At 69.2% G+C, this 11,476-nt stretch carries 9 protein-coding genes; 7 read left to right on the top strand and 2 right to left on the bottom strand.

Going from position 1 to position 11,476, the window contains the following annotated elements; translation table 11 throughout:
• Positions 1–256: 256 nt before the first annotated feature.
• On the bottom strand, positions 257–1,291 hold the full coding sequence (locus tag F3J14_RS30095; RefSeq protein ID WP_166726041.1) for an AraC family transcriptional regulator: 1,035 nt from the start codon (positions 1,289–1,291) through the stop codon (positions 257–259).
• A gap of 137 nt (positions 1,292–1,428) precedes the next feature.
• Between F3J14_RS30095 and F3J14_RS30090 the strand changes: the two genes are divergently transcribed.
• The 6 genes from F3J14_RS30090 to F3J14_RS30065 all read left to right on the top strand — a co-directional run bounded on the left by F3J14_RS30090 (position 1,429) and on the right by F3J14_RS30065 (position 8,936).
• Positions 1,429–2,562, top strand: coding sequence for an acyl-CoA dehydrogenase family protein (locus F3J14_RS30090; protein WP_006753001.1), 1,134 nt, complete (start codon positions 1,429–1,431; stop codon positions 2,560–2,562).
• Positions 2,563–2,747: 185 nt separating this feature from the next.
• Positions 2,748–4,454: an AMP-binding protein gene (locus F3J14_RS30085; protein ID WP_166726040.1), complete on the top strand. Its 1,707-nt coding sequence runs from the start codon at positions 2,748–2,750 to the stop codon at positions 4,452–4,454.
• Between the two features lie 107 nt (positions 4,455–4,561).
• The gene (locus F3J14_RS30080; RefSeq protein ID WP_105786487.1) at positions 4,562–6,091 is read left to right on the top strand and encodes a CoA-acylating methylmalonate-semialdehyde dehydrogenase; all 1,530 of its coding nucleotides are present in this window, start codon (positions 4,562–4,564) and stop codon (positions 6,089–6,091) included.
• 18 nt (positions 6,092–6,109) lie between these two features.
• Positions 6,110–7,012, top strand: coding sequence for a 3-hydroxyisobutyrate dehydrogenase (mmsB, locus tag F3J14_RS30075; protein ID WP_166726039.1), 903 nt, complete (start codon positions 6,110–6,112; stop codon positions 7,010–7,012).
• Positions 7,009–7,800, top strand: a complete 792-nt coding sequence (locus tag F3J14_RS30070; RefSeq protein ID WP_166726038.1) for an enoyl-CoA hydratase — start codon at positions 7,009–7,011, stop codon at positions 7,798–7,800. The genes mmsB and F3J14_RS30070 overlap by 4 nt, the downstream gene beginning before the upstream one ends.
• On the top strand, positions 7,797–8,936 hold the full coding sequence (locus tag F3J14_RS30065) for an enoyl-CoA hydratase/isomerase family protein (protein WP_166726037.1): 1,140 nt from the start codon (positions 7,797–7,799) through the stop codon (positions 8,934–8,936). Before F3J14_RS30070 ends, F3J14_RS30065 begins: the two co-directional genes overlap by 4 nt.
• A 61-nt stretch (positions 8,937–8,997) precedes the next feature.
• Here F3J14_RS30065 and F3J14_RS30060 read toward each other — a convergent pair whose 3' ends face one another.
• A complete protein-coding gene (locus F3J14_RS30060; RefSeq protein ID WP_166726036.1) occupies positions 8,998–9,903 on the bottom strand; it encodes a LysR family transcriptional regulator in 906 nt (301 codons plus the stop codon).
• A 177-nt stretch (positions 9,904–10,080) separates the two neighbouring features.
• Between F3J14_RS30060 and F3J14_RS30055 the strand changes: the two genes are divergently transcribed.
• Positions 10,081–11,476: MFS transporter (locus tag F3J14_RS30055; RefSeq protein ID WP_166726035.1), on the top strand; the 1,396-nt coding region annotated here is incomplete at its 3' end.

Genomic DNA, 11,476 nt, shown 5'->3' with positions numbered 1-11,476 from the left:
GCCGCGCTGTTCGCGGCGCATACGACGAGCAGCGCCGCGAACAGCGCGGCGCGCGCGACCCGCGCGACCAGCGGGTGACGGGGGTGGCCGTCGGGCGATGCAGGTGACGGCGGCCCATGACGATGAATGCGCATCGGGGCGCCCGGGCGGCGCGCGGCCGCACGCCGTCCGGCTCGCGGAAAAGGGCATTGGCCCGATGCTTGAAGATTAGGCGGTTTCGGGGCAAAGCGCGAAGGCGGGGCCGCCGGCCGCGCACTCAGCCGGCGCCGTTGCCCCGCGCGAGCGCTTCTTCCCGGTACTCGGCCGGGCTGCGCCCGCTCCATTTGCGAAACGCCCGGTAGAACGCGCTCGGTTCCGCGAAACCGGTGGCGGCGGCGACGTCGGCGATGGTCCGCGACGGATCGGCCAGCGCCTCGAACGCGAGGTCGCGCCGCAGCGTGTCCTTGATCGACTGGTACGCATGGCCTTCCTGGTGCAGCTTGCGGCGCAGCGTCGCCTCGGCCACGTGCAGCCGCGCGGCCATCCCGCCCGCGCCGGGCCACGCGGCGGGCGGCATCCCGCGCAGCACCGTGCGCACGCGCTGCGCGAGCGCGTTCGGGTTGCGGTACTTGACGATGAAGCTGGCCGGCGCGTTGCGCAGGAACGTCTTCAGCGTCTTTGCGTTCTGCACGACCGGCAGCGTTGCGAATTCGGGATCGAAATCGACATACGAATCCGGCTGGTTGAACCGCATGTCGTCGCACAGCATCGACGGGTATTCGTGGTCGGCCGGCGGCGTGTCGCAGCGGAAGCTCGCGTGCAGCACCGGGATGCGCCGCCCGATCAGCCAGCAGGTCAGCCCGTACACGATGATGAAATAGGTCGCGTACGTGAACATCGAGGGCGCCGCGGCGCTGTTGCGGTGCACGAAGCGCAGCCGCACGCGCTGCGGATTGGCGTCGAGCTCCGCGTGCAGGTCGTCGAGCACGCAGTGCAGGAAATTCACCGCGCGCGCCATCGCGTGCAGTCCGTCTTGCGCGGACAGCGCGGCCTGGCTCATCGCGATGAAGCTGCCGCTGCGCATCGGGTGGCGGTCCTGCCCGAAAAACTCGTCGTCGAGCGCGCGCGCGATCGCGTTCCACAACGCGCCGTATTGCTGCGCGGACACCCGCGCGCGCGGCTGAGCGAGCAGCGCGGGCGCGATGCCGGCCTGCGCGAGCAGCGGCTCGGCCGCGACGCCGCGCCGGGTGGCGAGCGCGACGCTGTAAGCGACGAGGCTGATCGCGACGGTTCCCTTGTCTTCCTGCTTCATCGACGCCGCCGGTATGGCAAAAACGCTCAGTGTAAATGAGCGGCGCGAGCATCGAACAGTCGCGCGTGCTTGCCTACACTTGTTGCATCGAAACGGAAGGTCGGCCGCCGCACGCGGCCGCGGGAGACAGCAGCGCCATGGACGAGCTTTACACCGAAGACCAGCGGATGATCCGCGACGCCGCGCGCGCTTTTGCCACGGAGGTGCTGGCCCCGAACGCCGCGCAGTGGGATCACGACGCGCACCTGCCCGACGCCGTCGTCGCGCAGCTCGGCGAACTCGGCCTGCTCGGGATGATCGTGCCGCAGGAACTGGGCGGCGCGTATACGGATTACGTCGCCTACGCGCTGGCGATGGAGGAGATCGCCGCCGGCGACGCCGCGTGCGCGACGATGATGAGCGTGCACAACTCGGTCGGCTGCGGGCCGATCCTCGGCTTCGGCACGCCGGCGCAGAAGGATCGCTGGCTGGCCGAGATGGCGGCGGGCCGCATCATCGGCGCGTTCTGTCTGACCGAGCCGCAGGCTGGCTCCGAGGCGCACAACCTGCGCACGCGGGCGGAACTGCGCGACGGCAAGTGGGTGCTGAACGGCGCGAAGCAGTTCGTGACCAACGGCCAGCGCGCCGGCGTCGCGATCGTTTTTGCCATGACCGACCCGGAAGCCGGCAAGCGCGGCATTTCCGCGTTCCTGGTGCCGACCGATACGCCGGGCTTCATCGTCGGCAAACCCGAGAAGAAGATGGGCATCCGCGCGTCCGACACGTGCGCGATCACGTTCGAGAACTGCGCGATTCCGGAAGAAAACCTGCTCGGCAATCGCGGCGAAGGGCTGAAGATCGCGCTGTCGAACCTCGAGGGCGGTCGGATCGGCATCGCCGCGCAGGCACTCGGCATCGCGCGGGCCGCGTTCGACAAGGCGCGCCGCTATGCGGGCGAGCGCGTGCAGTTCGGCAAGCCGATCGCCGAGCACCAGGCGATCCAGCAGAAGCTCGCCGACATGGCCACCCAGATCAACGCGGCGCGCCTGCTCGTGCATCACGCGGCGAAGCTGCGTACGGCCGGGCTGCCATGCCTGTCGGAGGCGTCGCAGGCGAAGCTGTTCGCGTCCGAGATGGCCGAGCGCGTGTGTTCCGACGCGATCCAGATCCACGGCGGCTACGGCTACCTCGCCGATTACGAAGTCGAGCGTCATTATCGCGACGCGCGCATCACGCAGATCTACGAAGGCACCAGCGAAGTGCAGCGGATGGTGATCGCGCGACAGCTTTGAGTCGCGGCGCTCGCTCCATCGAACATCACGCGAACAGACAAGCAGGTAAACAGGCAGGGCACGAGGGCAGCGCGGCAAACGCGGCACGCAACGACGTGACCGTGCGCGGCGCAACAGGGAACCGGACGGGCGCTGCAGCGCCTGCGCCGGTCGACCGCTGGGGCATGGAGACTGGAGACGACACGATGACAGTACAGGCATTCCTGGACGCACGCGACTTTCTGCTGCGCCATCGCACCGACTACGAAACCGCATACCGCGACTTCGAATGGCCGGTGCTCGATGCGTTCAACTGGGCGCTCGACTACTTCGACCCGATGGCGCGCGGCAACGACCAGCCCGCGCTGTGGATCGTCGACGCGGCAACCGGGACGGGCGACCCGTATTCGTTCGCGCAGATGTCCGAGCGCTCGTCGCGGATCGCGAACTGGCTGCGCGGCATCGGCGTCGGGCGCGGCGACCGGATCCTGCTGATGCTGCCGAACCGGGTCGAGCTGTGGGACGCGATGCTCGCCGCGATGAAGCTCGGCGCGATCGTGCTGCCCGCGACCACCCAGCTGTCGGCCGACGACGTGCGCGACCGCGTGCAGATCGGCGGCGCGACCTACGCGATCGTCGACGAGAACGAAACCGCGAAGTTCGAACAGGGCGATCTCGGCCTCAGGCGGAAGATCGTCGCCGGCGCGCCGCGCGACGGCTGGCTTGCGATGAACGACGGCTACGCGGCGAGCGACGTATTCACCCCCGACGCCGTCACGCAGTCGAACGAAACGATGCTGCTGTACTTCACGTCGGGCACGACGTCGAAGCCGAAGCTCGTCGAGCATACGCACCGCACCTATCCGGTCGGGCACCTGTCGACGATGTACTGGGTCGGCCTGCAGCCGGGCGACATCCACTGGAACATCAGCTCGCCGGGCTGGGCGAAGCACGCGTGGAGCTGCTTCTTCGCGCCGTGGAATGCGCAGGCGTGCGTGTTCGCGTTCAACTACGCGCGCTTCGAGCCGAAGGTCGTGCTCGATGCGCTCGTCAAATACCGGGTGACCACGCTGTGCGCGCCGCCGACCGTGTGGCGGATGCTCGTGCAGCAGCCGCTCGCGTCGTTCGACGTGAAGCTGCGCGAGATCGTCGGCGCGGGCGAGCCGCTCAATCCCGAGATCATCGAGCGCGTGAAGAAGGCGTGGGGCATCACGATTCGCGACGGCTACGGCCAGACCGAGACGACCTGCCTGATCGGCAACACGCCGGGCCAGCCGGTCGTCGCCGGCTCGATGGGGCGGCCGCTGCCGGGCTACCGGATCGCGCTGCTCGACCCGGACGGCGCGCCCGTCAGCGAAGGCGAGGTCGCGCTGCCGATCGGCGCCGGCGCGTCGCGCCCGGTCGGGCTGATGAACGGCTACGCGAACAATCCCGACGCGACGGCCCACGCGATGCGCGACGGCCATTACCGCACGTCGGACATCGCGATGCGCGGCGACGACGGCTACTACGTGTACATCGGCCGTGCGGACGACGTGTTCAAGTCGTCCGACTACCGGCTGAGCCCGTTCGAACTGGAAAGCGTGCTGATCGAGCATCCGGCGATCGCCGAGGCGGCCGTCGTGCCGAGCCCGGACCCGGTGCGGCTGTCGGTGCCGAAGACCTTCATCACGCTGCGCCAGGGCTACGAGGAAAGCCCTGCGCTCGCGCTGGAGATCTTCCGCTTCTCGCGCGAGAAGCTCGCGCCGTACAAGCGCATCCGCCGCCTGCAGTTCGCCGAGTTGCCGAAGACCATCTCGGGGAAGATCCGCCGCGTCGAGCTGCGCCGCCGCGAGATCGAGCGCGGCGACGATGCGACGACGCGCATGCCCGGCGAATACTGGGAAGAAGATTTCGCCGCCGAACTGAAATGACCGGCCGCGGGCCGCGCGCGCCGCATCCCGCGGCGGCCGCCCGCAGCCTGATTGAACCGGCCGCGCGGCATCAGCGCTGCGTGGTCCACAGCAAGGAGATTGCATCGATGAACGCGAATCCGACGCCCCGCACGGGGCAAGACGTGCCGACGGTCAAGCTGCTGATCGACGGCGCTTTCGTCGAGTCCACCACGAGCGAGTGGCGCGACATCGTCAACCCGGCGACCCAGCAGGTGCTCGCGCGCGTGCCGTTCGCGACCGTCGCGGAAGTCGACGCGGCCGTGCAGGCCGCGCACGCCGCGTACGCGACGTGGAAGAACACGCCGCTTGCCGCGCGCATGCGCATCATGCTGAAGTTCCAGGATCTCGTGCGCGCGAACCTGCAGCGCATCGCGAAGACGCTGACGGCCGAGCAGGGCAAGACGCTGCCCGACGCCGAAGGCGACATCTTCCGCGGCCTCGAGGTGGTCGAGCACGCATGCTCGATCGGCACGCTGCAGCTTGGCGAGTTCGCCGAAAACGTCGCGGGCGGCGTCGACACCTACACGCTGCGCCAGCCGCTCGGCGTATGCGCGGGCATCACGCCGTTCAACTTCCCCGCGATGATCCCGCTGTGGATGTTCCCGATGGCGATCGTATGCGGCAACACGTTCGTGCTGAAGCCGTCCGAGCAGGACCCGATGTCGACGATGGAGCTCGTCGAGCTCGCGCTCGAAGCCGGCGTGCCGAAGGGCGTGCTGAACGTCGTGCACGGCGGCAAGGAGGTCGTCGACGCGATCTGCACGCATCCGCTCGTGAAGGCGATCTCGTTCGTCGGCTCGACGGCCGTCGGCACGCACGTGTACAACCTCGGCAGCCAGCACGGCAAGCGCGTGCAGGCGATGATGGGCGCAAAGAACCACGCGATCCTGCTGCCCGACGCGAACCGCGAGCAGGCGATCAACGCGCTGGTCGGCGCGGGGTTCGGCGCGGCGGGCCAGCGCTGCATGGCGACCTCCGTCGCGGTGCTGGTCGGCCGCGCGCGCGACTGGCTGCCGGACATCGTCGCGAAGGCGCAGACGCTGAAGGTCAACGCGGGCTCGCAAGCGGGCACGGACGTCGGGCCGGTCGTGTCGCGCGGCGCGAAGGCGCGCATCCTGTCGTTGATCGACGCGGGCATCAAGGAAGGCGCGAAGCTCGAGCTCGACGGTCGCGACGTGAAGGTCGCCGGCTTCGAGGAAGGCAACTTCATCGGGCCGACGATCTTTTCGGGCGTGACGCCCGAGATGACGGTCTATACCCATGAAATCTTCGGGCCGGTGCTGGTCGTGATGGAAGTCGACACGCTCGACGAAGCGATCGCGCTCGTCAACGCGAACCCGATGGGCAACGGCGTGGGCATCTTCACGCAGAGCGGCGCGGCCGCGCGCAAGTTCCAGAGCGAGATCGACGTCGGCCAGGTCGGCATCAACATCCCGATTCCGGTGCCGGTGCCGTTCTTCAGCTTCACCGGCTCGCGCGGCTCGAAGCTCGGCGATCTCGGCCCGTACGGCAAGCAGGTCGTGCAGTTCTACACGCAGACGAAGACGGTCACCGCGCGCTGGTTCGACGACGACACGACGGCCGGCCCGGTGAACACGACGATCCGGCTGCACTGAGCGGCGGAGGAGACGAACATGAAGATCGGTTTTATCGGACTGGGCCACATGGGTGCGCCGATGGCGCTGAACCTGCTGAAGGCTGGCCATGAAGTGCATGCGTTCGACCTGAGCGCCGATGCATTGCGCGCGCTGCAGGACGCCGGCGCGCAGGCGGCCGCATCGCCGCGCGATGCGGCCTCGGGCGCGACGTTCGTGATCACGATGCTGCCGGCCGCGCCGCACGTGCGCTCGGTGCTCGCCGGTGAAAACGGCGTGCTGGCCGGCCTCGACGCCGGCGCGACCGTGATCGATTCGAGCACGATCGACCCGGCGAGCGCGCAGGCGTTCGGCGCGCTCGTGCGCGAGCACGGCGGCGCGTTCGTCGATGCGCCGGTGTCGGGCGGCACCGGGGGCGCGGCGGCCGGCACGCTGACCTTCATGGTCGGCGGCAGCGAGGCCGATTTCGAGCGCGTGAAGCCCGTGCTCGCCGGCATGGGCAAGAACATCGTCCACTGCGGCGCGACCGGGATGGGGCAGGTCGCGAAGGTCTGCAACAACCTCGTGCTCGGCATCTCGATGGCGGCCGTATCGGAGGCGATGTCGCTCGGCGTCGCGCTCGGCATCGACCCGAAGGTGCTGGCCGGCATCGTCAACACGTCGACGGGCCGCTGCTGGAGCTCGGACACCTACAACCCGTATCCGGGCGTGATCGCCACCGCGCCGTCGTCGCGCGGCTACAGCGGCGGCTTCGGCACCGACCTGATGCTGAAGGATCTCGGCCTCGCGAACGACGCCGCGAAGCAGGCGCGCCAGCCCGTCTATCTCGGCGCGCTCGCGCAGCAGCTGTACCAGGCGATGAGCAGCCGCGGCGACGGGCAACTCGATTTCTCGGCGGTGATCCGCCTGTACCAACCGGCTACGAAGAAGGATGCCTCATGATCGAACTGGACTACGTCGACGACGGCGCGATCGCGTGCGCGACGCTCAAGCGTCCGCCCGCGAACGCCTTTACCGCCGACGGGCTGCGGCAGCTGCAGGAAACCGTCGCCGAGCTGAATGCGAATCCAGGCGTGCGCGCGCTGGTGATCACCGGCGACGGCCCGAAGTTCTTCAGCGCGGGCGCCGACCTGAACACGTTCGCCGACGGCGACCGCGCGGTCGCGCGCGCGATGGCCGCGCGCTTCGGCGCGGCGTTCGAGGCGCTGCATGACGCGCGGGTCGTGACGATCGCGGCGATCAACGGCTATGCGATGGGCGGCGGCCTCGAATGCGCACTCGCGTGCGACCTGCGGATCGCCGAGACGCACGCGCAGATGGCGCTGCCCGAACCGTCGGTCGGCCTGCTGCCGTGCGGGCTCGGCACGCAGACGCTGCCCTGGCTCGTCGGCGAAGGCTGGGCGAAGAAGATCATCCTGGCCGGCACGCGCGTCGACGCGGCGACGGCGCTCAGGATCGGCCTCGTCGAGGAGGTGGTCGAGCGTGGTGCGGCACGCGATGCGGCGCTGGCGCTCGCGCGCAACGTCGCGCGGCAGAGCCCGCATGCGGTGGCATACAGCAAGGAGCTGATCGGCCTCGCACGCCGCGGCGTGCCGCGTAGTGCGGCGCTCGCGATCGAGCGCGAGCGCTTCGTCGACCTGTTCGACACGAACGATCCGCGCGAAGGCGTGGCCGCGTTTCTCGGCAAGCGCGCGCCGCAATGGCACACCGATGGGGAGGTGCCACGATGAGCACGCCGGTCACGACTCACGAGCGCGTCGCGCAATCCGCGCCGGAGGTGCTGTTCCGCGTGGTGAACCGCGTGGCGCTGATCACGCTGAACCGGCCTGCCGCGCTCAATGCGTTGTCGTATCCGATGATCGGCGAACTGGCAGCGTTCCTCGAGCGTTGCCGCACCGACGACCAGATCGTCGCGGTCGTGCTGCGCGGCGCGGGCGAGAAGGGCTTCTGCGCGGGTGGCGACGTGCGTGCGCTGTACAGGATGGTCGCGCAGCGCGAGACCTGGCTGCCGTTCTTCGTCGACGAATACCGGCTCGACCATGCGATCCACACGTTCCCGAAGCCGGTGGTCGCGCTGATGGACGGCGTGACGATGGGCGGCGGGATGGGGCTCGCGCAAGGCGCGACGCTGCGTGTCGCGACCGAGCGCAGCAAGATCGCGATGCCGGAGACGCGCATCGGCCTCGTGCCCGACGTCGGCGCGACGCATTTCCTGTCGCGCATGCCGGTCGAGCTCGAACTGTACGTGGGGCTGACGGGCGCGATGCTGTCGGGCGCCGACGCGCTGAGCGCGAAGCTCGCGGACCTGTGCGTGCCGTCGTCGTGGCTCGATACGTTCGAGACGCGCATCGAGAGCATCAAGTGGGACGGCGACGTGCTGCCGGCGCTGCGCAAGGTGTTCGAGCCGCCGTGCAATGTCGTGCCGCATGCCGTGCTCGACACGCAGATGGCGTGGATCGTCCGGCACTTCGACAAGCGCTCGACCGTCGAGCGGATCGTCGCGACGCTGAAGCAGGATCTCGCGCGCGACGAGTTGTCGCGCGAGCATCGTCAATGGCTGCAGGCGACGCTCGATGCGCTCTCCGGCCATTCGCCGACGATGCTGTGCGTGACGCGCGAAGCGCTGCTGCGCGGCCGCCAGATGACGCTGGCCGAGTCGTTCCGGATGGAGCTTGGCATCGTGGCGCGCGCGATCGAGGAGGGCGACTTCTGCGAAGGCGTGCGCGCGCATCTCGTCGACAAGGATCGCAAGCCGCGCTGGGCGCCGGCGTCGCTCGTCGAGCTGCGCGCCGAGCGCGTGCGGCATTTCCTGACCTCGCCGTGGAAGCTGTTCGCGCATCCGCTCGCCGATCTCGGCGCGGCGTGATGTCCCGACGCGCCCGCGCGGCGCGTCGGTTTCAACGCACTTCCATTCTTGTCGTCTGCGCTCAGCGCTCGATCATCGGCGGCACCGCCTGCACGAGCGCGTCGATCACGCAGCGCGTCTTGCGCGGCAGATAGCGCGTTTTCGGCCAGATCGCGTGGATGTCGCCTTCGCACACGAAGCAGCGATCGAGCACGACGATCATCTCGCCGCGCTTCACGTAATGATCGAGCAGCCAGCTCGGCAGCCACGCGATCCCGAACCCCGCCGCACCGGCCGCCGCGATCGCCTGCACGTCGTCGAAGCTGAGCTGATGCTGCAGGTCGACGCGCACGGTCGAGCCGTCCGGCGCGCGCAGGTCCCACGGCTGCGCGACGCCCGAGCGTGAATATGCGATCGTCCGGTGATTCCTCAGGTCGTCGAGCGATTGCGGTATCCCGTAGCGCGCGAGATACGACGGCGACGCACCGAGGCTGCCGTACTGCGTGCCGAGCCGCCGCACCGCGAGGCTCGTGCTGTCCGCCAGCGTGCCGATCCGCACGGCGAGATCGATCCCTTCCTCGACCAGATCGACGAAACGGTCGGTGATCGACACGTCGATCCGCAGCTGCGGATAGGTGCGTGCGACATCGAGCACGATCGGCGTCACGCAGTGATGCCCGAACGCGAGCGGCACGCTCAGCCGCAGCTTGCCGCGCGCTTCGTTGCGACCGCAATCGAGATCGGCTTCCGCCGCTTCGAGTTCCGACAGCGCGCGCACGCAGCGGTCGTAGTACGCCTGGCCGTCGTCGGTCAGGCTCTGGCTGCGGGTCGTGCGCTGCAGCAGTCGCGCGCCGAGCCGCTTCTCGAGCCGCGCGATCGCCTTGCCGACCGCCGAGCGCGTCATGTCGAGCCGCTCCGCGGCAAGCGCGAAGCTGCCGGATTCCACTACCTGGACGAAGGTCGTGACGCCGTCGAGTCTGTCGGTCATGGTGGGTTGCGCTGATTGCGTCCTGTGATTCCCTAGTTCGGAGAAAAGGACGCGTCAATGGGGAGGGGAATTCTCACTATAGTACCGATTCCCGTCCAGCGTGCGTTGCCGGCCGCACGCGGCGAATCCTTCTCACCTGGAGGCGCGCGGCCTGTTGCGGGTCGTCGCGCAATACGCATGACGCTATCCGACTCCCGCAGGAATGCGGTCGCGCTCGCGGCCGTCTGTCTCACGTCGTTGATGTTCGGCCTCGAGATCTCGAGCGTGCCGGTGATCCTGCCGACGCTCGAACACGTGCTGCACGGCGACTTCAACGGCATGCAGTGGATCATGAACGCGTACACGATCGCGTGCACCACGGTGCTGATGGCGGCCGGCACGCTTGCTGACCGCTTCGGCCGCAAGCGCGTGTACGTGATCGGCACCGTGCTGTTCGGCGCGACGTCGTTGCTGTGCGGGCTCGCGCCGAACGTGCCGGTGCTGGTCGCGGGCCGGCTGCTGCAGGGCGCGAGCGGCGGCGCGATGCTGATCTGCCAGATCGCGGTGCTGTCGCACCAGTTCCGCGAAGGGCGCGAGCGCGGCCGCGCGTTCGGGATCTGGGGAATCGTGTTCGGGATCGGTCTCGGCTTCGGGCCGATCGTCGGCGGTGCGATCGTCGCGCTGGCGAGCTGGCCGTGGGTGTTTCTCGTCCACGCACCGCTCGCGGCCGTCGCGCTCGTGCTGATCGCCGGCGCGGTGCAGGAGTCGCGCGATCCGCATGCGGGCACGCTCGACGTCGCGGGTATCGTCACGCTGTCGCTCGCCGTGCTCGGCCTCGCGTTCTATATCACGCAAAGCGCGGAGCTGGGGCTCACGAGCGCGGCCGGCCTCGGCGTGCTCGGCGCGACCGTGCTTGCGCTGACGGCCTTCGTCGTCGCGGAGCGCGTGAGCGCGCGGCCGATGTTCGACTTCTCCGTGTTCCGGATTCGCGCGTTCACCGGCGCGATTTTCGGCTCGATGGGGATGAACTTCAGTTTCTGGCCGTTCATGATCTACCTGCCGATCTGGTTCCAGGTCGCGCTTGGGTACGACAGCGTGACGGCCGGCCTCGCGCTGCTCGCCTATACGCTGCCGACGCTGGTCGCGCCGCCGTTCGGCGAGCGGCTCGCGCTGCGCTACGGGCCCGGCCTCGTCATTCCGGGCGGCCTGTTCACGATCTCGGCCGGCTTCGCGCTGATGCGGATCGGCAGCGGCGTCGACCACGCGAGCTGGCTCACGATGCTGCCCGGCTGCGTGATCGCCGGCATCGGGCTCGGGCTCACCAACACCCCGGTCACGAACACGACGACGGGCGCGGTGCCGGGTTCGCGGGCCGGGATGGCGTCCGGTATCGACATGAGCGCGCGGATGATCTCGCTCGCGCTGAATATCGCGGCGATGGGCTTCGTGCTGGTCGCGGGGATCGTCGCGAGCCTGAAGGCGGCGGTGGCGGGGGCGGTCGATGCGGGGGCGTTGCGCACGCTGGCGCAGCAGATCGCGTCGGGCCGCACCGACGGGCTGCAGGCGATCGCGCCGGCGCAGGGCGGCGGTGTGA

It is taken from the genome of Burkholderia sp. Tr-862, assembly GCF_011753085.1.
Classification (GTDB): Bacteria; Pseudomonadota; Gammaproteobacteria; order Burkholderiales; family Burkholderiaceae; genus Burkholderia; species Burkholderia ambifaria.
The sequence above is the reverse complement of the archived record's forward strand: the minus strand, read 5'-3'. Positions and strand labels throughout refer to the sequence as shown.